Here is a 24,687-nt window from a genome sequence, read left to right as displayed (position 1 = left end):
ATGATCTGGAAACGGCATTTAACGCTGGATGAATTGAACGCTACCAGTCAGAACACGCTGGTGGCGCATCTGGGCATTGTTTACACCCGTCTGGGCGATGACGTGCTGGAGGCGGAAATGCCCGTCGATGCCCGCACTCATCAACCGTTTGGTCTGCTACACGGCGGCGCATCGGCAGCGCTGGCGGAGACGTTAGGATCAATGGCGGGTTATCTGATGACCCGCGACGGACAGTGCGTGGTCGGGACCGAGTTAAACGCCACCCACCACCGCGCCGTCTCGCAGGGGAAAGTACGCGGCGTTTGCCTGCCGCTGCATCTGGGGCGGCAGAATCAAAGCTGGGAAATTACGCTCTTTGACGAGCAGGGGAGGCGCTGCTGCACCTGTCGCCTGGGAACGGCGGTAATGGGATAGTTCTGGCAAAGTAAAATGCAATTGCAGCGTCAACGAAGAAAGGAAGTGATCTGGTTAACACTGTAATGTAAAAAATGGGTAACGATACGGTTTTATCATGTTGTTGTGTTGTTAATTACGGTAAAGGTGTTATAGAAACAAAATGTAACATCTCTCTGGAACACCCAAACGGACAACAACTATGAATAAATCAGGGAAATACCTCGTCTGGATAGCGCTCTCAGTATTGGGTGCGTTTGCCCTGGGCTATATTGCGTTAAATCGTGGGGAACAGATCAACGCGCTATGGATCGTGGTGGCGTCGGTCTGTGTCTATCTTATTGCGTATCGTTTTTATGGGCTCTATATCGCCAAAAAAGTGCTGGCGGTTGACCCAACGCGTATGACGCCCGCGGTACGTCATAATGATGGTCTGGATTATGTCCCGACCGATAAAAAAGTGCTGTTCGGTCACCATTTTGCGGCCATTGCTGGCGCAGGTCCGCTGGTCGGGCCGGTACTGGCGGCGCAGATGGGCTATCTGCCGGGGATGATCTGGCTGCTGGCGGGCGTCGTGCTGGCGGGAGCGGTGCAGGACTTTATGGTGCTGTTCGTCTCGACCCGGCGCGATGGGCGTTCGCTTGGCGAGCTGGTTAAAGAGGAGATGGGCGCGACGGCAGGGGTGATCGCGCTGGTAGCCTGCTTTATGATCATGGTGATCATTCTGGCCGTCCTGGCGATGATCGTGGTGAAAGCGCTGACCCATAGCCCGTGGGGAACGTACACTGTCGCGTTCACTATTCCACTGGCGATTTTTATGGGCATCTACCTGCGTTATCTGCGTCCGGGGCGCATCGGCGAGGTGTCGGTCATTGGGCTGGTATTTCTTATTTTCGCTATTATTTCCGGCGGATGGGTGGCGGCAAGCCCAACCTGGGCGCCGTACTTTGATTTTACTGGCGTGCAGCTTACCTGGATGCTGGTGGGGTATGGTTTTGTCGCGGCGGTACTGCCGGTCTGGCTGCTGCTCGCGCCGCGTGATTACCTATCTACCTTCCTGAAAATTGGTACGATTGTCGGTCTGGCGGTCGGGATTCTGATCATGCGTCCGACGCTGACTATGCCGGCGCTGACCAAATTTGTTGATGGTACCGGACCGGTCTGGACGGGCGACCTGTTCCCGTTCCTGTTTATTACCATTGCCTGCGGCGCGGTCTCCGGTTTCCATGCGCTCATCTCCTCCGGCACGACGCCGAAGATGTTGGCCAACGAAGGCCAGGCCTGCTTTATCGGCTACGGCGGGATGTTAATGGAATCTTTCGTCGCCATTATGGCGCTGGTCTCCGCCTGTATTATCGATCCGGGCGTTTACTTCGCGATGAATAGCCCGATGGCGGTACTGGCGCCAGCGGGGACAGCGGATGTCGTGGCTTCTGCCGCGCAGGTGGTCAGTAGTTGGGGTTTCGCTATCACGCCGGATACGTTACACCAGATTGCCAATGAAGTCGGCGAACAATCCATTATCTCCCGCGCAGGCGGTGCGCCAACGCTGGCGGTAGGGATGGCCTACATTTTACATGGCGCGTTGGGCGGTATGATGGATGTGGCGTTCTGGTATCACTTCGCCATTCTGTTTGAAGCGCTGTTTATTCTGACGGCAGTGGATGCGGGTACCCGTGCGGCGCGCTTTATGTTGCAGGATTTGTTGGGCGTAGTGTCGCCAGGGCTGAAACGTACCGATTCGCTGCCAGCGAACCTGCTTGCTACGGCATTGTGCGTGCTGGCGTGGGGGTATTTCCTCCATCAGGGCGTGGTCGATCCGTTGGGCGGTATTAACACCCTGTGGCCGCTGTTTGGCATCGCTAACCAGATGCTGGCGGGCATGGCGCTGATGCTTTGCGCCGTGGTACTGTTCAAAATGAAGCGTCAGCGTTATGCGTGGGTCGCGCTGGTGCCGACGGCCTGGCTGCTGATTTGTACGCTGACGGCGGGCTGGCAGAAAGCGTTTAGTCCGGATGCGAAAATCGGCTTCCTGGCCATTGCCAATAAGTTCCAGGCGATGATCGACAGCGGCAATATTCCGCCGCAGTACACCGAATCGCAGCTCGCGCAATTGGTATTCAATAACCGTCTGGATGCCGGGCTAACCATCTTCTTTATGGTGGTGGTCGTGGTGCTGGCGGTCTTCTCTATTAAGACGGCGCTGGCCGCTCTGAAGATTGATAAACCGACGGCGAATGAAACGCCGTATGAGCCGATGCCGGAAAATGTGGATGAGATCGTGACGCAGGCGAAAGGCGCGCACTAATCTTTTTTCATCAATAGCCCTCTCCAGAATAAGGAGAGGGCATTTGGATGACAGGTGACAACAATGTTCGATACGCTTTCGAAAGCCGGAAAATATCTGGGACAGGCCGCAAAAATGATGATTGGCGTGCCAGACTACGACAACTATGTGGAACATATGCGCATAACGCATCCGGAGCAGACGCCGATGACCTATGAAGAATTTTTCCGCGAGCGGCAGGATGCGCGCTATGGTGGAAAAGGCGGCGCGCGTTGCTGCTGAGTGTTGCCAGGCCTGATAAACGCAACGTCACCAGGCTATATTCTGAAAAATTCAACTTTTTCAAACGCCGCACGCAGGGTGTCTGGCGTTAACGTCACCGGTAAATAGTGGATGGATTCGACCGGGCGCAGGGTATGCGCGATTACCCTATCGATCTCGGCGGTGTTATGAATATCCACGTCCAGTTCGCTAAGCCGGGCCGGTAGATGAAATCGCCGGTACGCTGCAATCAATTGCGCCAGCACGTCATCTTGTCCCAGTAGCGCGCTTTGCACCAGAATGCCATAAGCCACTTTCGTTCCGTGCAGGAATTTTTCCGTTTGCGGCAGGACGGTCAGACCGTTGTGTACCGCATGGGCGGCGGCGACACGGGTATAGCGTTCCCCAAGGCCGCCGACCATACCGCCGCCAGCGATAATCGCATCCACTACGTCGCAAAATGCCTGGGTCAGCCGACGCTGCTGTTTATCCGCTAATGCTTGTTCGCTGCTGTCCAGCAGGAGATCGCGAATAGCGCACGCGCTGTTAATGCCCAGTCTTACGGTCAAAGGTAACGTTTCAGGCTGCGGCGCAAGCACAACGGCTTCATACCATTTCGCCAGCGTATCGCCAATGCCAGCTAACAGATAGTCATCGGGCGCCTGCAGAATAATGCGCGGTTCGACCAGCACCAGAAAATTGGCATCATCAAAAATTTCGAACTGTAACGCCTGTCCCGCGTCGTTATACCAGACGGAAAGCGGTGTCCAGGCGGCGCAGGTCGCCGCGATGGTCGGGATAGCGACAAACGGCAGCGCCAGACGGCGGGCGAGCGCTTTGGCGGTATCGAGCAGCGCGCCGCCGCCGACGCCTATCACCACCTGACGATCGTCGTTGCAGGCGTGCGCCAGTTGGGCAACATGGCGTTCGCTACAATGGCCGGTAAACTGCAGATGTTTTGCGCCAGCACGTTCAAACGCTTCCGGCAGGTAAGGCCGGGCGGCGGCAATCGCGCGTTCGCCGTACACCCAAACGGCGTGGGAAAGCTGTTCCGGCGTGAAAAAGTCTGTCAGTCTTCCGAGGCTTCCGGCATGGGAAAAATAATTCGCCGGGCCGGTAACGACGCGGATTTCAGTGTGGTTCATGTTGTGTTGTCCTTAGGGTCTTCTCACCGCTGTTATTATATTTAGACATCTAAACGTCTTGATTGCCAAATACTAACACCCTGTGATAGTGTGTCAATAACCACATCACTGGCGGGTATGAAGATAATGAGAAATAACCCACTGATTCCAAAAAGCAAATTGCCCAATCTTGGCACCACGATTTTTACGCAAATGAGCGCGCTGGCGCAGAAACATCAGGCAATAAATTTATCGCAAGGCTTCCCTGATTTTGATGGTCCTTCTTATTTGCACGAGCGGTTGGCTTATCATGTCGCGCAGGGCGCGAATCAATATGCGCCGATGACGGGCGCGCAGGCGCTGAGGGAGGCCATAGCCGATAAAACGGCGGAAATATATGGTTATCGACCCGATGACGTCAGTGATATCACCGTCACAGCGGGCGCGACAGAAGCGTTGTACGCGGCGATTACCGCGCTGGTGCGGGCAGGGGATGAGGTTATCTGTTTCGATCCCAGTTACGACAGCTATGCCCCGGCCGTGGCGCTCTCCGGCGGCGTGTTAAAACGCATAGCGCTTACGCCGCCGCATTTTCGCGTCGACTGGCAGGCGTTTTCGGCGTTGCTTAGCGAGCGCACGCGACTGGTGATCCTCAATACGCCGCATAATCCCACCGCTACCGTCTGGCGCCAGGCGGATATCGAGGCGCTGTGGCAGGCTATCGGCGAGCGGGAAATTTATGTATTAAGCGATGAAGTGTACGAACATATTTGTTTTGCCGTCGAAGGTCATGCCAGCGTACTGGCGCACCCTCAGTTACGAGAGCGGGCGGTTGCCGTTTCATCGTTTGGTAAAACCTTTCATATGACGGGATGGAAGATTGGTTACTGCGTTGCGCCTGCGGCCATTAGCGCCGAAATACGCAAAGTTCACCAGTACCTGACGTTTTGCGTCAATACGCCGGCGCAACTGGCGCTGGCGGATATGCTGCGCGCCGCGCCGGAACACTATCGCGCGTTACCCGATTTTTACCGGAAAAAACGCGATGTGCTGGTTAACGCGCTGGCGCAAAGCCGATTAAAAGTGCTGCCCTGTGAAGGTACCTATTTTCTGTTAATCGATTACAGCGCAGTGTCGACGCTAAATGACGTTGAGTTTTGTCAGTGGCTAACCGAAGAAGTCGGTGTCGCCGCTATTCCGCTTTCTGTCTTTTGCGCCGCCCCTTTCCCGCATCAGCTTATACGTTTATGTTTCGCTAAACAGGAATCAACGCTGCTGGCCGCCGCAGAGCGCCTGTGTAAACTGTAGTTATTTAACCGTCCACGCTCTGGAGAATCGACGGTCTGCAAAAAGCTCCTGCAGGCCGTTGATCTGTTTCAGGCGCAGGACTTCATCGGCGTCCATACCTAACTCCTGGCCGATTTTGCTCTCGTCCCAGCCTAGCAGAGAAAGTTCGCGCACGATTTCTGACATGGCGTGGATCTGGTGACGCCCGCGCGCGCGGTTATGCCGAATGGTTGCCGCCATGCGTTCGTGACGTTCTCTGTCCAGACACGTTATCGGCAGGTAGCCTTTCAGACGCCTTTTCAGGGCCGCTTTTCCTTTGCCCAGCTCATGACGGTGAAAACCGTCCACAATCTCGTACTCCTCCGCATCGGCCTTTACCACCACGATCGGCTGAGTAAACCCATCTTGTTCAATCGATTTAAGCAGCAGTTTTTTCTCCGGCGGCGCAACGTTATTCGGGTTGTAGTCATTAGGCGAAATATGATCGTTTTTCACCCACAGGACACAATCGACAGGCTCATCGCGAAAAGGACTAACGCTATGTATCGCCATTCTAAATTCATTAATGGCGGCGATCCTCTCCTCTTCAGGCAGTTCAGAGAGAAAGTGAGTTATTTCGGTTGTGAGTCGGTGTTGCATAAGATCCCCCATTCCTGGCGTTTAGCTTTCATACGTTCGTTATAACGCTGGTAATTCTTAGGTTTTGTCGGACTGAATGACAGCGCCCGGCACCAGTAATCATTGTTCAGTAATACTTTGCAGATCCGTCGCCACGACGGAATATCGCGCGATCCGATATCGCCATGCTGCGTCTGTGGAATAGTGTTCATGCCTTTTTTCTTATACCACTGCAAATAAACGGCGATTTTATTACGGTAATGTTCGGCAGTGACTTCAGGCATACTGTGTAGCAGGAGCAGCGCGTACTCTTCCCAGTTAAGGTGATCGGGTTTTAAAATTTTCCGGTGGCCGTAAAAATGGCTGTCTTGTCCGGCGTATATTCCCCCGCTGAGTGCGCCACTGACTCTGGCGCACATGGCCGCCCAGCGCTCAGGTTCGATAACATGATACAGCCATAACCCCTGTCGTTGTTCCGGGCCGAACGGTTCGCAAATACGCATGTAGCGGGGCGGTACGCCAGCCTGATACATCAAATTATACAAAGGGTTACAGGGTTTACCTGTTTTGGCGAACCAGGTCCAGATATCTGCGGTTTTCCAGTCATAGATGGGATAGATATACCAGGTGTGCCCCTTAGGGGCTAACGTGGTCCAGGGCTTATCGTCGGCAAAGCGCAGCTTATGCGAGTTAGCGATAGCGGCAAATCGGTTATAGGATTCGTCGGAACGAATACCGACCAGCATAGCGGCAGGACGTTTTTCTGAAAACCAGTCGGCAAAATCGCGAACGAACTGTTCAAAGGTCATGCCTTGTTGATAAAAGGAAAAAAAGGCCGGATCGGTAATCGCATCTTCTGGCGGTTGTCGTACCCAGTCGGTACCCGGCTGCCAACACTGCCACTCCGGCTGGTATTGTGAAAGGGAATTTTGTGTGGTTAAGGGTAATGCGACCCAATAAAAACGCTCAATAACGTCCGCGTAATATTCACGTAATGATTCAATATAGGCGATGGTACAGGAGAATTGCGCTTCCCAGTCAATGAAGAGAACGTGGATCTTTTTATTCATTTTGCGCGCCAACGTTGCCGTCAGGTGCAGCATAAGTCCTGAATCTTTACCACCAGAAAATGAGACGCAGACCCGGGGTAAGGTTTCCAGGGTCCACATTATACGCTCTTGAGCCGCTTCCAGAACATTTTGCTCAAGCGGAACTTTATAAACCGACATCTCTGGATAGTCTCCGATGTGTTAACTACAGTATATTCGAAATAATTAACATAAAGGATAAGCGGATTAGATGAACTTGCAATGCTTTATTATATTTATTAAATAAATACATTATATAAATACATACATTGAATTTATATTAACACCTGTTATCTGACCTTCTTATTAATGCTTTTTTGTGATGTGCTCAATGAGCTCAGCAAATCCGCTATTATTCAGCGAAGCCCTATTATACATAAGATAAAATTGTATGGGAGCAATGGTAAAAGGTGTGGTGACTTTTTTAAGTTTGATAGAGGAAGAGTAATAGTCAACAAATGTTTGTGGTAAAAAACCAATAAGCTCCGTGGAGCTGATGGCGTTGGCGATGGTCATCAGCGATTTGCTTCTTAAACCAATTATTCTTTCCCCCAGCACATCATCCATAAGTGAATGATATTCTTTCATACCGGTTGCCCGGGAGACGAGTTGTGTAAATGACTCTTGTAGAATTTCGTCGATAGTGGCGGTGTCGCCTAGTCGGGGATGATTTTCACTGCAAACCAGAATACATTCTAGCCTATTAAAGTGAGTACAAACAATAGAACGATTATTCAGTGGGGCCATTGAAACCACAACATCTGCTTTGCGGTAGGCAAGAAGATCTTCAGGCAGTTCGTCAGTGGTCAAAATGTCGTGATGTTCAATTTCAACCTGTGGATCTTTGCGGATATATTTAACTAATTTCATCACATATTGGGTGATCAACAGCTGTGGGCTGTAGATAATAAACTTTTTCTTCAGGCTGGACTGATTCATTATATTAATAGTTTGTTCCAGGCTGTTAAGGTTATTTTCTAAATGATAATGTAAATTAATGCCTGTTACGGTAGGCGTAATTCCTTTACCTGAACGAATAAATAGAGGGTCGTTGAATTGCGTGCGCAGGCGTTGTAATGACTGGCTTACAGCAGAAGGTGTAATATAGAGTGTTTCTGCTGCTTTGCTAATGCTTAAATGTTGATAGATACATTCAAATATAACCAACAAGTTAAGATCAAATTTTTTCAGGTCGTAAAGGTTAGCCATAGTATCTTCCCGGCATTATCATGGTATCTTCCATGATTATGACTTAATCTCAATAATTTACCAGAATTATGTTTATTAAACTTAATGTAGAGTTTATTTAAACTAAAATACCACAGTTATGAATATTTTAGCGAGTAAATAATCACAGTAAAGGCGGACATAACGTACACTTTTATAATCACGCCGTTAGTCTAAAAAGGCTGTGCCGGATGACATGCTGGTCTGGCGTCGCGTTAATGCCAGGAAGAGGTTGGCCCGACAAACGCAGCGCTATCGGGCGGGGTACGGTTATGCTTCTGCCTTGCTAATTTCTGCGTTAAGGCTGCCCCATCATGGCGTCCAGTTGCGCTTTTTCCGGTAAACCCACAACCTGTTGCAAAATCTTATCTTTATTCATGTAATAAATTGCTGGCGTCGCGTTAGCGCCAAGATCGTCCATTAACTGCTGATTCTGATTAATGACTTTCATCTGCGCCGGGGGGATGGACGCCGGAACCTCCAGCTTCATCTTTCCTGCGGAGGCTTCATAGTCATGCCAGGTTTTCGCCGGGTCTTTCGCGGCTAAAATCGCTGCGGCTGTGGCCGGGCTTTCCGGTTTAATCACGCCGACCAGTAACGTACGTAATTGTACCTTGCCGGATTCGACCCACGGGCGAGCTTGCTGCCAAAACTGCTTACAATAGGGGCAGAAAGGGTCGGCGAAGACATACAGCACCACCGGCGCGTCTTTTTTACCGTCGAGTATCCATGACGCTTTTTCCATTTTCTGCCACATTTCACGTCCGGCCGGTGCATAGATCTCTTTTTCTATCAGGGCGTTGCTAAGATTTTCACCTTTTTCATTATACATATAGCCGGAAATCGCGTGTTTACCGTCCGGCGTCAGGTAAATCGTGACGCCCATATCCTGATACTTTCCGAGATAGCCCTTCATGCCCCCCGGCGCCTCGAAGGATTTCAGGATTGTTATGCCCTGTTTTTCAATGGCTTTTACCGGCGCAGGCAGTTCTTCCGCGTGGGCGAGAATGGGCAGCATAGCAAGCAGCAGTGTACGTTTAATCATATTTTTTCCTTTTAAGATCAAAGCGAAAAGAGTATTAATGATGATGCCTATCACAGACATAGGTAAGAGCTGGCGTGCCGGGATTGCCCTTTCTATGCTGGGGTGATGTAATCCTTTTCGCTGTTACAGCCTTTGTTAAGGTAATGTAGAGCGCAACACTTAGCCAGCATATACGCTATGGATTTCGAGTTGCAGACAATACGTCTGTAATTTGCAAGACGAGTCGTACTGGCTCTGAAGTTACCTACGGGTAGTTCAGGTAATGGGGCCGCCTGTCAGGCGGCCTTTTTACTTTAGATGGCTGACAGGGCGCAGTGTTCACAATGTCGCCCGAATCGGGTTGTTAGTTAACGCTTATTGATTTGATAATGGAAACGCATTAGCCGAATCAGCAAAATTTCGTTAACTTACTCCTCAACGAAAACACGGAGGAAGTATAGATGTCCTTAATTAACACCAAAATCAAACCTTTCAAAAACCAGGCGTTCAAAAACGGTGAATTCATTGAAGTCACCGAGAAAGATACCGAAGGCCGCTGGAGCGTCTTCTTCTTCTACCCGGCCGATTTTACCTTTGTTTGCCCGACTGAACTGGGTGACGTTGCCGACCATTACGAAGAACTGCAGAAGCTGGGCGTAGACGTTTATTCCGTCTCAACCGATACTCACTTCACGCACAAAGCATGGCACAGCAGCTCTGAAACTATCGCAAAAATCAAATATGCGATGATCGGCGACCCGACTGGCGCCCTGACCCGTAACTTCGACAACATGCGTGAAGATGAAGGTCTGGCAGACCGTGCGACCTTTGTTGTTGACCCGCAGGGTATCATCCAGGCGATCGAAGTTACCGCTGAAGGTATCGGCCGTGACGCGTCTGACCTGCTGCGTAAAATTAAAGCAGCACAGTACGTTGCCGCTCACCCAGGCGAAGTATGCCCGGCGAAATGGAAAGAAGGCGAAGCGACTCTGGCTCCATCTTTAGACCTGGTCGGTAAAATCTAAATTTCCGTCGTCTTTCACGCCATAGCAGCGTTGGCGTCGCCTGCTCACCCCGGTCACTTACTTCAGTAAGCTCCCGGGGATTCTCAGGCTAGCCGCCTTACTCTGACGTGAAATACTTTGGAAATTGTTTCAGTCATGGGCGCACCCGCGCCCATTTCATTTCAGCACCATGACGCAAGTTGCATTAATGCAGTCCCGCGAAGTCGGCTTGCATGATGATGTTTTCAGAGAGGGAAGAAGAATGCTCGACACAAATATGAAAACCCAGCTCAGGGCTTACCTTGAGAAACTGACCAAACCTGTTGAGCTGATTGCCACGCTGGATGACAGCGCTAAATCGGCGGAAATCAAGGAACTGCTGGCTGAAATCGCCGAGCTGTCCGACAAAGTCACGTTTAAAGAAGACAATACTCTGCCGGTGCGCAAGCCGTCTTTCCTGATTACGAATCCAGGTTCTCAGCAGGGGCCGCGCTTTGCCGGTTCTCCGCTGGGCCACGAATTTACCTCGCTGGTTTTGGCGCTGCTGTGGACCGGCGGTCATCCATCAAAAGAAGCGCAGTCGCTGCTGGAGCAGATTCGCGATATTGACGGCGATTTTGAATTCGAAACTTATTATTCACTCTCCTGTCATAACTGCCCGGACGTAGTGCAGGCGCTGAACCTGATGGCGGTGCTGAACCCGCGTATTAAACATACGGCAATTGATGGCGGCACCTTCCAGAACGAAATCACCGAACGTAACGTGATGGGTGTTCCGGCGGTATTTGTTAACGGTAAAGAGTTCGGCCAGGGACGTATGACTCTGACCGAGATTGTCGCTAAAGTGGATACTGGCGCAGAAAAACGCGCGGCGGAAGCGCTGAACAAACGCGATGCGTATGACGTGCTGATTGTCGGCTCCGGCCCGGCGGGCGCGGCGGCGGCGGTCTACTCGGCGCGCAAAGGCATCCGTACCGGTCTGATGGGCGAGCGCTTCGGCGGTCAGGTGCTGGATACCGTGGATATCGAAAACTATATCTCGGTGCCGAAAACCGAAGGCCAGAAACTGGCGGGCGCGCTGAAAGCGCATGTCAGCGATTACGACGTTGACGTTATCGACAGCCAGAGCGCAAGTAAACTGGTTCCGGCCGCAACAGAAGGCGGCCTGCATCAGATTGAAACGGCGTCCGGCGCAGTATTGAAAGCGCGCAGTATCATCATCGCCACCGGCGCGAAATGGCGCAATATGAATGTGCCGGGCGAGGATCAGTATCGCACCAAAGGCGTCACCTATTGTCCGCACTGCGACGGTCCGTTATTTAAAGGGAAGCGTGTGGCGGTCATCGGCGGCGGCAACTCCGGCGTTGAAGCGGCTATCGATCTGGCAGGTATTGTAGAACACGTTACGTTGCTGGAATTTGCGCCGGAGATGAAGGCGGATCAGGTGCTACAGGACAAAGTGCGTAGCCTGAAAAATGTCGATATCATTTTGAATGCGCAAACGACAGAAGTGAAGGGCGACGGTTCGAAAGTGGTGGGGCTGGAGTATCGTGACCGTGTCAGCGGCGATATTCATAGTGTCGCGCTGGCAGGGATTTTTGTGCAGATTGGTCTGTTGCCGAATACCCACTGGCTGGAAGGCGCGCTTGAGCGTAACCGCATGGGCGAGATCATTATTGACGCCAAATGTGAAACCAGCGTTAAGGGCGTCTTCGCCGCAGGCGATTGTACCACCGTTCCTTACAAACAGATTATCATCGCCACAGGCGAAGGGGCGAAAGCCTCGTTGAGCGCCTTTGATTATCTGATTCGCACCAAAATCGCATAAAAAGAAGTAAGCACACCTGCAAGGCCAGTTAACTGGCCATCGTAAACGGCCCGATAGTGTAAGCTATTCGGGCCTGCGGCGTTTATGCCTGGGGAACGCCACCGGGTAAAACACCTTCTTCATTATCAATACTCTGAAACCGTCTGTTAATAACAGACGGTTTTTTATTTCAACGGTCTTCTGTTTTTAAACTTTGAAACAATAAAAAAGTCTTCTACGGATTTAACGGGAATTTTTCTGTTTTTTTATCAAAGAAAGATTAAGCGCTTCCGTTAAAATGCCCATTCTTTTTTCTTGATTTATGTTGCATTTGTATGTGAGGTTATTTATTCATGGATTCAATCTATGAATCACTGACGGAATTAGAAAAAACAGGGCTTACATTGCGTGATTTTTTTAATTCTCATGATAGTCGTTCACTGAAATCTGCCTACGTGAGATTAAATCCCACTGCTGCGGTAAACCTTACCGACCGAGCGTGGCTGGAGGCGGAGTATGACTTTAATGCGCTATTCGTCGGTCCTGGCAAGCTGCTGGCTGCGCCTTTCGCTTCAGTGTATCTGGAAGAGGATGCGCTGGTGATGGGAAAGGCGACGCTGGAGATACGGGAGTTTATGGCAGCGTTGGGATTATCGGTTAATCAGGAGAGCAATATTCCTGACGATCATATTTCCTGCGTTCTGGAGTTGACCACACTATTACTGGTTAATACCCGGCAAACGTCACAATACCGATCTACTCTCACTCAATATATCAATAACTATTTAACAAAGTGGGTGCCATTATATATCGAAAAAATAAAAACTCATGCACAAACGACCACGTTATATACGGTGGCGGACATCTTATTTTATTGGCTTGATGAATTAAAACGAGAGTATCAATATGAGTAATGAGACGGGACATCTGAACAGACGTTCTTTTTTAAAGGGGATAGTGGCACTGGGCGCCGTTGCGGCTTTACCCGGAGGATTACTGACCTCCCGATGCGCGCTTGCGCAGCCGCCTGTTCCCTTTAACCCTAAAATGTACAAAATTTATCGTAACGCGTGTCCGCGTAACTGCTATGACACCTGTAGCCTCAAGACGTGGGTAAAGGACGGGGTCATTACTTTCGTGGAAGGCGCGCCGGAATCAACATTTACTCACGGTACCCCTTGCGTCAAAGGGTTAAGCTATCCGCGCCGGGTTTATAGCCCCGATCGTATTAAATATCCCATGGCGCAGGACGTTCGCGGTAGCGGCAACTGGCGTCGCATCTCATGGGAAGAGGCGATGCAGCGCATTGCCGCCAAGATGCTGGAGATTAAGAAAAAAGACGGTTCTATGCTCGGTCTGGCGCTGACCAAATATTCCGGTAAGTTTGGCGTGCTGAACTATGCCGTTGAAGGGATGATGTCCTCGCTTGGCTATACCACCCGTTTTGCCGGTACGCCGTGCTGGCCTGCCGGCATCGACGCGCAAAACTACGACATGGGCGACATGTGGTGTAACGACCCGGAAGATATGGTGAAAGCGAAATACATCATTATCTGGGGCGCCAACCCGGCCTGGTGCTCAATGCACAGCATGAAGTACATCTATCAGGCGCGCGAGAAAGGGGCGAAGGTCGTGGTTATCGACCCGCTGCTGTCGCAGACTGCCGCCAAAGCCGATCTCTACCTGCGCGTACGGCCAGGCTCAGACGGCGCGCTGGCGCTGGGGATGGCGCGCCACCTGGTGGATAAAGGCCTGGTGGATCAGGATTTTGTCAACAACGACGCTCATGGCTATCCGGAATTTGAAGCCTATCTGCGCAATAACGTCACCGTGGAGTGGGCGGCAGAAATCTGCGGCCTGTCTGCGGATGTCATTCGCCAGCTGGCGGAAGAGTTTACGGCGGTTAAGCCGGCCACGGTCTGGATTGGTTACGGGATGCAGCGTCATGTCAACGGCGGCGCCAACGTTCGCGCTATCGACGCCTTTGTCGCTATGACCGGCAACATCGGTGTCGAAGGCGGCGGCGCGCGTTATGGTCATCTGCACACCTGGGGTTTTAACTACAACGCCATGCTGCAGAAGCCGCCGGTGGGCGCTATTGGCATACCGGGAGCGGCGGGCACCACCAGTGAATTCGGGGCTGCCGCTGGCAGCGACGTCGTGCAGTACTCCGATCGCTCTCTGAATATCAACCAGACGGCGCAGGGGATTCTGGAGGCCAACGATCCGCCGGTTCGTATGCTGTGGGTCGCCTGTAAAAACCCGTTTGCCCAGGATTTCGATCGCAGTAAGATGAAAAAAGCGTTTGAAAAACTGGAAATGGTGGTCTGCGCCGATCAGTTCTTCAACGAAACGGTGCAACACGCTGATATCGTGCTGCCCGTTACCACCGCGTTTGAAGAGTGGAACGTGGATGCTTCTTACTGGCACTACTGGCTTTCCATTAATCAGCCGGCGATTAAGCCGATGTATGAAGCAAAATGCGATCTCGAAATCGCTACCATGCTGTCGCGCACCATTAATAAGATGGCGCCGGGTTCCTGTACCTTCCCGCAAGAGTTCGATCACAAGCGCTGGCTGGATCAGGAGTTCAACGACGGTATGGCGAAAATGTTCGGCATCTCGTCCTGGGACGATCTGCTGGACGGGCCAAAAAAAGCGATCCTGCCAAGCTCTGCCGCCTGGTACGATCGCAAGTTCAAAACGCCGTCAGGCAAGTATGAATTTAAATCTGAACTGGCGGAGAAAAACGGCCACACCGCGCTGCCGGAATACAAACCGGAAGCCGAGAGCAAACTGCCTTTCCATCTGTTTACGCCGCACGTGCAGTTTGGCCTGCACTCGCAGTTTATCAACCTGGACTGGATGCAGGTGTTCTACCCGGAACCGTTCGTTTATATCCATCCTTCTTCCGCACAGAAAAAAGGCATCAGCGAGAACGATCTGGTCAAAGTTTTCAATGGCACCGGTGAAGTTGAGCTGCGGGCAAAAGTCACCACCAACGTGCCGGAAGATTTTCTGGTGATGTATGAAGCGTGGTTCCCGAAACGGCAGTACAACGTGCAAAACGTCGTGGCCGATACGCCTGCTGATATGGGGCTGATGAAAACTGGCGCGCCGGGCGCCGCTATCCACAGTCAGTTTGCTGACGTTGTATTGATCGGTAAAGGGGAATCCGTAGCATGAGACGTGCGTTTTTAGTGAATAGCGATAAGTGCATCGGCTGCCGCGGCTGTGCTATGGCGTGTAAAAGCTTTAACCAACTGGAGCCGGATCGCTTCTGGCGCTACGTTTATCCGTTGGATAAAGACATCTATCCACATGAAGAGCGGGCGTTTTACTCGCTGGCCTGTAACCACTGCGAACATCCGGCCTGCGTCGCCGCCTGTCCGGTCGAAGCCTATACCAAACGTGAAGATGGGGTGGTGGTGCATAACCCTGAGCGCTGCATTGGCTGCAAAAACTGTATTCGTAACTGTCCTTATGGCGCGCCGCGTTTTAATGAAGAGACGCGTAAAGCGGAAAAATGCAGTATGTGCTACGAGCGTCTTGATATCGGTATGAATCCGGCGTGCGTAAACGCCTGCCCGGTGGGCGCCTTGTCGATTATCGATTTGGATGCCGATCCTGTGCCCGATAATGCGGTGCAGTATCCGCCAGGGTTCCCGCATATGCCACAGCTCAATCCAGGAACGCGCTTTATTCTGGCGCGCCAGCCTAAGCAGCCGGAGGACAAGTAATGGAAAAATATGAATTGCCGCTGGTGTTTTTTACGGTATTAAGCCAGATGTCTGTCGGGATGGCTTTGGTACTGACATGGCGTACGCTGCGTGGTGAAGTGGAAGGCCAGCGTTTCTATTGGTTGGCCACCGGGCTGGTGCTGGCATTGGCGTCTATTGCCGCGATTCTGCATCTGGCGCATCCCGATCGCGCTTATAATGCGCTGATTAACCTGCGACATGCCTGGTTAAGTCGGGAAATCCTTGGCGCCACGTTGTTTGGCGCAGCGGTCGGCGTAACGTTCCTGGCAAAGGGACATAAAGCGATGGCTCTTATCGCCTCCGTGTTCGGCGTGTTACTGGTGGCGGTGCAGGGGATGACCTACGCCGCGCCAGCGATGGTAGCTATCGCTAATGGATTTACCATGCTGTTATTTTTTATTACGGTATGGGTCATGGGTTGCGCGGCGATTCCGCTGTTAAGACTCAGGCCTGCCGTTCCTGCGTTACGCCAGGGAATTGTGGTGTGTATCGCGGTACTTATCGCGGCGCCGCTGGTGTGGTTAAGCGGGGGAACGGTCATGCAGATGACGGCGCGTTCATGGCTGGCTTCCCCGTTTTATCTGGCAAGCCTGGTTTGCCTTGCGCTCGCTTTTGTCGCCAGCCGTCACGGTGATTCGCGCCCGAAACTCCTGTTCGTCTTGTTATTCGTCGGCGTATTTCTGAGTCGGCTAGTCTTTTTTGGCGACACGGTGAGTACTATTGTGAATATCGGGCATTTGTACTAACGATGATGCAATAAAAAGCCCTGCCAGGCGCGACCTGGCAGGGCGTGTCAGTTTTTAGCCGCCAGGGTTAACGCACAACCAATACCGGCAGCGTCGCATGACGCACCACGCTTGAGGCGTTAGACCCCAACAGGTGTGTCGTGATGGACGGATTACGCGAACCGATTACCACGACATCCGCATCCAGTTCTTCGCCCATCTCATTGACGACATCGCGCACGCTACCAAAGCGAACATGCGTTTTAATTCGTGAAGGATCGATACTGAAGTGTCCCACCATCGTTTGCAGACGCGTTTCCGCCTCATGCTGTAAATGTTCTTCAAAGCGACGCACGTCGGCGGCAAAGCGGTGCAGACTCATGCTCGCGGACCCAGGCAGTACATGCAACAGATGAATGACGCCATCCTGTTGCGCCAGAAACTCAGCGTGGCGAATGGCTTTATCGCTAAGTTCCATTTCAAAAACATCAACCGGCATAATGATTGTCTTATACATACCCGTTACTCCCTGTTAATCAATACTGAATTTATTCAAGCATATAATAATGTTTCTTTCTGCTATTTGTCTGGCAATTTTAAATATTGCGACAACCTGACGTTAAAAAAGTCGTGTATTTTCCAGGAAAAATCCTAAAGCCGCCTGTTTTTCCGGCAGTCTCTCCGGGATAGCTACCCTTTTATAGTCGAACGCAACATTCACCGTTACTCCGGAGGCTGCATGAAAGCATTGACGTATCACGGTCCACATCACGTAAAGGTTGAAAACGTACCCGATCCTGGCATTGAGCAGCCTGACGATATCATTTTGCGTGTTACCGCCACCGCGATTTGCGGATCTGATTTGCATCTCTATCGCGGCAAGATCCCACAGGTAAAACATGGCGATATTTTCGGCCATGAGTTTATGGGCGAGGTGGTGGAAACCGGACATGATGTGAAGAATATTCGAAAAGGAGATCGGGTCGTTATCCCGTTTGTCATTGCCTGTGGTGACTGTTTTTTCTGTCGGCTACAGCAATATTCAGCGTGTGAAAACACTAACGACGGACACGGCGCGGCGATGAATAAAAAACAGATCCCGCCACCGGCGGCGCTGTTTGGGTATAGCCATCTGTATGGCGGCGTTCCCGGCGGACAGGCCGAATATGTTCGCGTGCCAAAAGGTAATGTCGGTCCATTTAAGGTGCCGCCGCTGTTATCTGACGATAAAGCGCTGTTTCTTTCTGATATTTTGCCTACCGCCTGGCAGGCGGCAAAAAATGCTCAGATTCAGCAAGGTTCCAGCGTGGCGGTTTTTGGCGCAGGGCCGGTAGGATTACTGACTATCGCCTGTGCGCGACTGCTGGGCGCGGAGCAGATCTTCGTCGTTGATCACCACGCCTGGCGCCTGCGTTTCGCCGAAGAACGTTATGGCGCGATACCGATCAACTTCGATGATGAGAACGATCCGGCGGAAAAAATCATCGAGCAGACGGCAGGCCACCGCGGCGTGGACGCGGTAATTGATGCCGTAGGCTTTGAAGCGAAAGGCAGCATGACGGAGACGGTGCTGACGAACCTTAAACTGGAAGGCAGCAGCGGCAAAGCGCTGCGACAATGTATCGCGGCGGTCAGACGCGGCGGCGTGGTCAGCGTGCCCGGCGTGTATGCCGGTTTTATTCACGGCTTTTTATTCGGCGACGCCTTTGATAAGGGGCTAACTTTTAAAATGGGTCAAACCCATGTTCACGCGTGGCTGGGGGAATTATTACCGCTTATTGAAAAAGGGTTGCTGAAGCCGGAGGAGATTGTCACGCACTATATGCCGTTTGAAGAGGCGGCGCGCGGCTACGAAATTTTCGAAAAACGCGAAGAAGAGTGCCGGAAGGTTATCCTGGTGCCGGGAGCGACGTCGGCACAAGCGGCGCAGAAACAGGCGACGGGAGTAGTCAACCCGATGCCAGGCGGCGTTGTCTGAAGCAGGCAGAAATGAAAGGGCTAACGGAAAGAGGATGCGCAGGCATCCTCTGTGTAAACGCATTAACGCTTATGCAGATGGTTTAACGCAGGAAGTCGCCCGCGGCTTCAGGCTGATATTCGAGTTCCAGCACTTCGAGATGGGTGGAGGCGCCGCCCGGCAGTTCCCAGTGAATGGTGTCGCCGACGCGCAGTCCCAGCAACGCCGCGCCGACGGGCGCCATTACCGAAAGCTGGGTACTGCTGTCCGTCATATTGGCGGGGTACACCAGCGTCCGCACGCGTGTTTCACCATCGCTCAAATTGCGGAATTTAACGCGGCTGTTCATGGTGACGACATCGTTCGGCATCTCTTGTGGCGAACACATTTGCGCGCGATCCAGTTCGGCGTTGAGCGCGTCGGCAATCGGCAGATCCGCATACGCAGGCTGTTCCAGAAGACGATCAATACGTTCGGCGTCAAGGTCGTTAATGATAATAGTGGGTCTGGACATTTCTTACTCCATGTCATCGATACTGCGAGTAGTGCAGGTAAATGGTCCCAAAAGAAAACCCTCACCGTCTGGCGGCGAGGGTTTAACTCTCATGATGATACTGAGACTTACCCCGTCTTTGAAGTGATTTAGTTCACATTCGGGTAAATCCTCAAACGTCATAGCCCTGAGTGAATTTTAGTCTACATTCGGGCGTGTTCTCAAATGTGGCTACGGTTTTAAACCTCTGCTTCGTCAATAGCCGGCTTTATCGATAATAAACTGTTTCCCGCAGTTGCCGGGATGCGGTTGCGGCAGGAATGAGGCAGAGGAGAGCGGGGCGTTAATCATCGACGCCTTTAATGAAAACTGAATCTCTGTTAAATAGGCGGGATTGCCATGGCAGTTTACTTTAACGGCTTTGACATTATCCTGGCCCCACATTTGTGCGACGACGCTATCAAACTCAGCGCGGCTAACGGTTTTGCCGTAATTATCCGCCAGAAACTGCCCCAGCGCGCTGTCTTTTATCGCCTTATCCAGCCGTATCATGGTGCCGAAATAGGCATTGGGATCAAACCCGAAACAGGCGCCATGTTTGGCATATTCGTAGCGCTCCAGACAGGAATTCCCCCCCGCGCCGGGCATCACTTCCTTAAGCGCTGCCGCGATGTCAGGCGAAAGTCCGGGGGCGGGGGCGGAGCATTTCCGGCTGGCCTTGACTTCAGGCAGATTCGGGATTGGCCGCGTCGCACAACCAAAGCGCTGCCAGCGTCGCTGGTCAACACCGCGTGCGGCGATAGATTTGGGTAATCCTGGCCACAGGCCGTGGACGGTCAGAAAGTCTGCTTTGTTGGCTGGCTCTTTTTGCAGACGGCACTCATCGGGTTCCCGATGGCGGCGTTCATGCTGGCTTTGACAAAAACCAGTTTGCCAGGAAAGCGCCAGCACATAGTCAGTGAAATCACCGTACTGTTGCGCCTGAAGTTCGTCGGCGTTGGCGGCAAAAATTGGGGTTAAGAGGACAGCCAGCAGCGGACTGTAATGCCATATTGTGTTCATGATGAATTCGATAATTTATACACATTATGAATGTTACCCATTTAATCATAAAAAATGCCGCTCAGGTGAACCTGAACGGCATCATTTTTAACCTACGTTGGCGTAATGTTTAATTCCACATTGCCAGAATCGGCCAGCCCACCAGCAACAGCATCGCGATATAGATAACGCCAAAGATTGCGCCAAGCCGCCAGTAGTCTTTGGATTTCACGTAACCGCAGCCGTAGATAATCACACCAGGGCCGGTGGCATACGGCGTCAGACAGCCCATGATACCGATAGACAGCACCAGCAGAATACACAGTTGTTCCATCGGAACGCCCGGAATGCCTTTACCCACCGCCAGAATGACCGGCAGCATGGTCGCGGTGTGAGCGGAAAGGCTGGCGAACAGGTAGTGCGCGAAATAGAACACCAGTACCAGTACAATGACGGTTGCATCCGGCGAGAAACCTTCCAGATGTGTACTCATGGTATTGGCGAACCAGTCAATAAAGCCGGAGCGGGTTAAGCCATTAGCCATGACCACCAGCGTAGCGAGGTTCACCAGGGTGTTCCAGGCGCTGTTGTAGCGCGTAATGTCTTTCCACGGCACAACATGCAGCGCCAGCATCAGCGAGACGGCCAGCAAACCCACGGCAGTGGCGTTGATGATTTTTCCACCAAAAACCCACAATCCTAAGCTAAGCAGCACCAGGCCAATCAGCGTCCACTCTTTGCGGGACAGACGCCCCATGTTTTTTAACTCGCCGCCAGCCCAGGCTGCGACTTCCGCACTGTGGGTCACTTCAGGTTTATAAAGCACATAGGAGAGCCACGGCGCAACGATCAGTAAAATAATCCCTACCGGCAGAAAGCTGAGAAACCACTGCAGCCAGCTAATCTGGACGCCGGCGATCTTGCTGACGAACTCCAGACCTAACACGTTTGGCGCCGCGCCAGTGACAAACATCGAAGAGCTCAGGCTGGTACTGATCACCATCATCCACATCAAATAACCGCCGATGCGGCGTGCGGAAGGATCGTTTGGAAACGATTTAAACAGCGGCGGCAGGTTCTTGATGACCGGGAAGACAGTCCCGCCGGTACGAGCCGTATTGGAGGGAGTAAACGGCGCCAGCAAAATATCGATAATGACAATCGCATAGCCGAGCGTCAGCGTGCGTTTACCCATGAATTTTACCAAAAACAGCGCAATGCGGCGCCCCAGTCCGGTCACTTCGTAGCCCAGCGCGAAAATAAACGCGCCGAAAACCAGCCAGACCGTGGTGCTGGAGAAACCGGCAAGCCCCCATTTCAGCGCCTGTTTACTGGCTTTAAACGCCGGATCGGCCAGTTCTGAAGCGTCAAATAGCAGGTAATTGCTGCCGATAACGCAAATGGTTACGGCGATAAAACTGATCGCTGTCGCCGGGATCGGCTCCAGGATCATACCGACAATCATCGCGACGAAAACCGCAAAATAGTGCCAGGCCTGCGGCGGCATACCATCTGGAACAGGAATTAGCAACATGACGCCCATCACCACTAATGGGGCCAACAACTTCCATATATTATCTTTGGATAAAGACATAAATGACTCTCCGGAAAGGATATTTTCTATAATTGTGTTAATGATTAACTTGCGAAATTTGCGCTAAAAACCAGGTCACGATCAGCAGATCGGCGCTACCGCCTGGGCTGAGATTGCGTTCAATGCATTGCTGATCGAACCGGTGGAGATAAACGAGATCGTCAGGCGTCCGTATGCCGCCCTGATGTAATAAGACCGCAGCCTGCTGCTGTAACCAGCGCAGACCGTCCGCCCCGCCGCGCGACGCGACGTTGGTATCGCCGTTAAGCGACATCAGCAGCAGTAAGGTATCAAGCAGCGCCAGTTCCGGATCGCGCCCCTGCGCCAGCAATGCGCGGTAGTGCGGCAACGCGTGGCGGATGACCAGCGGATAGCCCGCTTCCGCTTCACCGCGCGCGCCGGTTAATCCCAGTTGCTGATACAGCCGCTGACCTGCGGTGAGCTGTAGGTTGTTCTGGCGCAGTTCGCGCGTAGTCAGGCCGCGGCAAAAATCGGCGGCGGTAGCGCAGAGTGTTTCTGCGGCGATCGGCTGGCGTAGCTGATACAGGCGGCCAATGGCGGCGCACAGTAACCCCAGCGAGAAAATGCTGCCTTTATGGGTATTGACGCCCGCCGTTGCGCGAAACATCGCTGCTTCACAGGCCATCCCCAATGGACGCAGGCCCGCCAGAACTGACTCTGGCGGCAGGCGCGTGCAGCTGGCGCCATATTCCATAAAGCGCGGCAGCCAGTGTCGAATCGCCTCCGCGCTGCGGTGAAAATCCGCCAGCGCCATATCTTTGTGCGCGCCGCAATTTAGTCGGTCTACCAGACCGGGTTTTGGCGATAAATTTACCTCGGTCAGCATGGCGCGCCAGGCCAAATCGGCCCAGGCGTCATACAGCGACTGAGGCTGAATGGAGGCGTTAGTCGGGTTGGCGGGAATCGGCATCATGCAGCAGCGCCTCCATATGAGTCAGTAAATCAGTCAGCGCGTGGGTTTTACCCCGCGCGCATTCAGCCGCGCTTTGCCCGCACAGCAGACAGCGGCGAGCGGGAAGCGCGAAATGGCGGCGGGAGAGTATTTCGCCTTCCGCCGTCAGGACATCGATATCCCACAGGCGCCCCAGTGGATAACGCTGTTCAAGCGCGATGGTCGCCTGTTTGAGCGCCTGAGCGGGCGCGTCAATCGCCAGCAGCCCTTCCGGCCCGCTGGCGGAAGCCAGTGCAGCCTGCTCCCGGATGGTCCAGCCATACTCTTCTGCCAGCGTGTGCAGGGCAGTCACGCCGTGATTAAAGATCCGGCGGGTTAACGCGCTGTCTTTTATCGGGCCTGGCGCCACCACGGTAAAGGAGACCAGTGGAGTGGCGTGGCGCGTTAGCCAGGCGCGCTGTCTTGCTTGTCTCTCATCCCGGCTGGCGAGCAGCTCAGGAATAGAAACGTCGTGACAGGTGGCGAGTTCAGGAAACAGGCGCATGGCTTATTCCTTCACCTGATGCACCACATCGATCACTGAACCGTCGCGATAACGCACGACAGCAATCACGCGGTCGGTGAATTCGATAGGGCGGGGCTGACCGGTAAGCAGTTGCGCGCGTTCGCGCAGCCACTCAATCGATACCACTTTCATTCCCGCTGCTTTCAGGCGTTCAGCCAGCTCCGGACGCGCCGGGTTGACGGCGATACCGTGATCGGTGACCAGAATGTCGACGCTGGAGCCTGGTGTGACGCAGGTGGTGACGTTATCAACCAGCGTTGGGATGCGACCACGCACCAGCGGCGCGACGATGATGGACAGCGCCGCCGCGACGGCGGTATCGCAGTGACCGCCGGACGCGCCGCGTAGAACGCCGTCGGAGCCGGTCAGCACGTTAACATTGAAGTGGGTGTCGACTTCCAGCGCGCTCAGTACCACCACGTCCAGACGGTCGACGGAAGCGCCTTTAGAGCCCCAGTTGGCGTACTGGTTAGCGCTGATTTCGATATGGTTCGGGTTGCGGGCCAAAGATTGCGCAGCGTTACGATCGAAGCTCTGCACGTCAAGTAGTTTGCGGATTAAGCCCTTTTCATGCAGGTCGACCATGGTGGCGGTGATACCGCCCAGCGCGAAATTAGCCACAATGTTGCGGCTACGCATTTTGTCTTCCAGGAAGCGGGTGACCGCCAGCGATGCGCCGCCGGTGCCGGTTTGCAGGGAGAAACCTTCGTTGAAGTAGCCGGAGTGAGCAATGACTTCCGCCGCGCTGCGGGCGATCAGCAGTTCACGCGGATTAGTGGTCATGCGGGTCGCGCCAGCGCCGATTTTGTTTGCATCACCGACTTCTTCGATTTGCACGATCAGATCAACCTGATCCTGAGCGATGCTTGCCGGGTTATGCGGATACGGCAGCAGTTGCTCCGTCAGCATCACGACCTGCTTCGCGCTGTCGGCATCCACCATCGCGTAGCCCAGTGAACCGCAACAGGCTTTGCCGGTATAACCGTTAGCATTACCGAATTCATCGCAGGAGGGCACGCCAAGAAACGCAACATCAATATTGAGTTCGCCGCTTTGTACCAGATGCACACGACCGCCGTGGGAGTGAATCTGAACCGGCTCAGCCAGCAGGCCGCGAGAAATTTCTTCCGCCAGCGGGCCGCGCAGGCCTGACGTGTAGATGCGGCTGACCACCCCGTTACGAATGTGTTCAACCAGCGGCGCATGGCAGTCGCTCAGCGAACTGGAGGCCAGGGTCAGATTTTTGAAGCCCATCTTCGCGATGGTTTCCATCACCAGGTTAATCGTCAGATCGCCGCCGCGAAACGCGTGGTGAAAGGAGAGCGTCATGCCGTCGCGTAAACCGGAACGGCGGATGGCCTCTTCCAGGCTGGCGCACAGTTTGTGGTCGCGCGGTTTTTGCGCTTGTAGATCCAATTTTGCCGCACTTTGGTAAGCGCTCAGTTCGCTTTCAGCGTGACGGCTCCAGGCGGCTACGCGATCCTGGCGTTGAGATTCATTTTTCTGCGTCATTTTTTT

At 53.0% G+C, this 24,687-nt stretch carries 23 protein-coding genes; 11 read left to right on the top strand and 12 right to left on the bottom strand.

Translation table 11 applies throughout. The features are described 5' to 3' along the window. The 3 genes from entH (at position 1) to ACLJPQ_RS03460 (ending at position 2,962) form a co-directional block, all read left to right on the top strand. Positions 1-414 (top strand): proofreading thioesterase EntH, encoded by a 414-nt coding sequence (gene entH, locus ACLJPQ_RS03470; protein ID WP_000637966.1) that lies wholly within the window; start codon positions 1-3, stop codon positions 412-414. A 181-nt stretch (positions 415-595) separates the two neighbouring features. Continuing rightward, complete coding sequence (gene cstA / locus ACLJPQ_RS03465) at positions 596-2,701, top strand: pyruvate/proton symporter CstA (RefSeq protein ID WP_080184578.1); 2,106 nt, start codon at positions 596-598, stop codon at positions 2,699-2,701. 63 nt (positions 2,702-2,764) lie between these two features. After that, on the top strand, positions 2,765-2,962 hold the full coding sequence (locus ACLJPQ_RS03460) for a YbdD/YjiX family protein (RefSeq protein ID WP_023206868.1): 198 nt from the start codon (positions 2,765-2,767) through the stop codon (positions 2,960-2,962). Positions 2,963-2,997: 35 nt separating this feature from the next. Here the strand turns inward: ACLJPQ_RS03460 and ACLJPQ_RS03455 are convergent, their stop codons facing one another. Next, positions 2,998-4,086 (bottom strand): oxidoreductase, encoded by a 1,089-nt coding sequence (locus ACLJPQ_RS03455; protein ID WP_001016868.1) that lies wholly within the window; start codon positions 4,084-4,086, stop codon positions 2,998-3,000. 126 nt (positions 4,087-4,212) lie between these two features. Between ACLJPQ_RS03455 and ACLJPQ_RS03450 the strand changes: the two genes are divergently transcribed. Further along, complete coding sequence (locus tag ACLJPQ_RS03450) at positions 4,213-5,373, top strand: pyridoxal phosphate-dependent aminotransferase (RefSeq protein WP_047606591.1); 1,161 nt, start codon at positions 4,213-4,215, stop codon at positions 5,371-5,373. On the opposite strand, the gene ACLJPQ_RS03445 is transcribed toward ACLJPQ_RS03450, so the two are convergent. From ACLJPQ_RS03445 to dsbG, 4 genes are all read right to left on the bottom strand, one after another. Continuing rightward, entirely contained in the window at positions 5,374-5,991 is a 618-nt protein-coding gene (locus ACLJPQ_RS03445; protein WP_001164755.1) for an IbrB-like domain-containing protein, read from the bottom strand. Further along, complete coding sequence (locus ACLJPQ_RS03440; RefSeq protein ID WP_000118142.1) at positions 5,964-7,199, bottom strand: phosphoadenosine phosphosulfate reductase; 1,236 nt, start codon at positions 7,197-7,199, stop codon at positions 5,964-5,966. Before ACLJPQ_RS03440 ends, ACLJPQ_RS03445 begins: the two co-directional genes overlap by 28 nt. A 165-nt stretch (positions 7,200-7,364) precedes the next feature. Next, positions 7,365-8,267: a DNA-binding transcriptional repressor CitR gene (gene citR, locus ACLJPQ_RS03435; RefSeq protein ID WP_031605116.1), complete on the bottom strand. Its 903-nt coding sequence runs from the start codon at positions 8,265-8,267 to the stop codon at positions 7,365-7,367. 316 nt (positions 8,268-8,583) lie between these two features. After that, positions 8,584-9,330, bottom strand: coding sequence for a thiol:disulfide interchange protein DsbG (dsbG, locus tag ACLJPQ_RS03430; protein WP_000597122.1), 747 nt, complete (start codon positions 9,328-9,330; stop codon positions 8,584-8,586). 440 nt (positions 9,331-9,770) lie between these two features. On the opposite strand from dsbG, the gene ahpC reads away from it, so the two are divergent. The 6 genes from ahpC to ACLJPQ_RS03400 all read left to right on the top strand — a co-directional run bounded on the left by ahpC (position 9,771) and on the right by ACLJPQ_RS03400 (position 16,627). Continuing rightward, on the top strand, positions 9,771-10,334 hold the full coding sequence (gene ahpC / locus ACLJPQ_RS03425; RefSeq protein WP_000052802.1) for an alkyl hydroperoxide reductase subunit C: 564 nt from the start codon (positions 9,771-9,773) through the stop codon (positions 10,332-10,334). Between the two features lie 241 nt (positions 10,335-10,575). Next, on the top strand, positions 10,576-12,141 hold the full coding sequence (ahpF, locus tag ACLJPQ_RS03420; RefSeq protein ID WP_000887644.1) for an alkyl hydroperoxide reductase subunit F: 1,566 nt from the start codon (positions 10,576-10,578) through the stop codon (positions 12,139-12,141). Positions 12,142-12,473: 332 nt separating this feature from the next. Beyond that, positions 12,474-13,034: a molecular chaperone gene (locus tag ACLJPQ_RS03415; protein ID WP_000377445.1), complete on the top strand. Its 561-nt coding sequence runs from the start codon at positions 12,474-12,476 to the stop codon at positions 13,032-13,034. Then, positions 13,027-15,306, top strand: a complete 2,280-nt coding sequence (locus ACLJPQ_RS03410; protein ID WP_080184577.1) for a molybdopterin-dependent oxidoreductase — start codon at positions 13,027-13,029, stop codon at positions 15,304-15,306. Before ACLJPQ_RS03415 ends, ACLJPQ_RS03410 begins: the two co-directional genes overlap by 8 nt. Next, positions 15,303-15,860, top strand: coding sequence for a 4Fe-4S dicluster domain-containing protein (locus ACLJPQ_RS03405; protein ID WP_001250381.1), 558 nt, complete (start codon positions 15,303-15,305; stop codon positions 15,858-15,860). Before ACLJPQ_RS03410 ends, ACLJPQ_RS03405 begins: the two co-directional genes overlap by 4 nt. Further along, positions 15,860-16,627: a dimethyl sulfoxide reductase anchor subunit family protein gene (locus ACLJPQ_RS03400; protein ID WP_000417104.1), complete on the top strand. Its 768-nt coding sequence runs from the start codon at positions 15,860-15,862 to the stop codon at positions 16,625-16,627. Before ACLJPQ_RS03405 ends, ACLJPQ_RS03400 begins: the two co-directional genes overlap by 1 nt. A gap of 67 nt (positions 16,628-16,694) precedes the next feature. On the opposite strand, the gene uspG is transcribed toward ACLJPQ_RS03400, so the two are convergent. Further along, positions 16,695-17,123, bottom strand: a complete 429-nt coding sequence (gene uspG / locus ACLJPQ_RS03395) for a universal stress protein UspG (RefSeq protein WP_000278499.1) — start codon at positions 17,121-17,123, stop codon at positions 16,695-16,697. Between the two features lie 222 nt (positions 17,124-17,345). Here uspG and ACLJPQ_RS03390 point away from each other — a divergent pair, with 222 nt between their 5' ends. Next, complete coding sequence (locus ACLJPQ_RS03390) at positions 17,346-18,584, top strand: zinc-dependent alcohol dehydrogenase (RefSeq protein WP_000646119.1); 1,239 nt, start codon at positions 17,346-17,348, stop codon at positions 18,582-18,584. 82 nt (positions 18,585-18,666) lie between these two features. Here the strand turns inward: ACLJPQ_RS03390 and rnk are convergent, their stop codons facing one another. The 6 genes from rnk to citF form a co-directional block, all read right to left on the bottom strand. Next, positions 18,667-19,077, bottom strand: a complete 411-nt coding sequence (rnk, locus tag ACLJPQ_RS03385) for a nucleoside diphosphate kinase regulator (protein WP_000089748.1) — start codon at positions 19,075-19,077, stop codon at positions 18,667-18,669. Positions 19,078-19,311: 234 nt separating this feature from the next. Then, positions 19,312-20,118, bottom strand: coding sequence for a ribonuclease I (gene rna / locus ACLJPQ_RS03380; protein WP_001092585.1), 807 nt, complete (start codon positions 20,116-20,118; stop codon positions 19,312-19,314). A gap of 109 nt (positions 20,119-20,227) precedes the next feature. After that, complete coding sequence (gene citT, locus ACLJPQ_RS03375) at positions 20,228-21,691, bottom strand: citrate/succinate antiporter CitT (protein ID WP_000059028.1); 1,464 nt, start codon at positions 21,689-21,691, stop codon at positions 20,228-20,230. Positions 21,692-21,728: 37 nt separating this feature from the next. Beyond that, positions 21,729-22,625 (bottom strand): triphosphoribosyl-dephospho-CoA synthase CitG, encoded by an 897-nt coding sequence (gene citG, locus ACLJPQ_RS03370; protein WP_000982655.1) that lies wholly within the window; start codon positions 22,623-22,625, stop codon positions 21,729-21,731. Beyond that, a complete protein-coding gene (gene citX / locus ACLJPQ_RS03365) occupies positions 22,597-23,148 on the bottom strand; it encodes a citrate lyase holo-[acyl-carrier protein] synthase (protein ID WP_001236064.1) in 552 nt (183 codons plus the stop codon). The genes citG and citX overlap by 29 nt, the downstream gene beginning before the upstream one ends. Before the next feature lie 3 nt (positions 23,149-23,151). Next, positions 23,152-24,681, bottom strand: a complete 1,530-nt coding sequence (gene citF / locus ACLJPQ_RS03360; protein ID WP_000192323.1) for a citrate lyase subunit alpha — start codon at positions 24,679-24,681, stop codon at positions 23,152-23,154. Positions 24,682-24,687: the final 6 nt, after the last annotated feature.

Origin of the sequence: Salmonella sp. SAL04213 (assembly GCF_046550535.1) — a bacterium.
Classification (GTDB): Bacteria; Pseudomonadota; Gammaproteobacteria; order Enterobacterales; family Enterobacteriaceae; genus Salmonella; species Salmonella enterica.
Note: the sequence above shows the minus strand (reverse complement) of the source record. Positions and strands in the feature narration are given on the sequence as shown.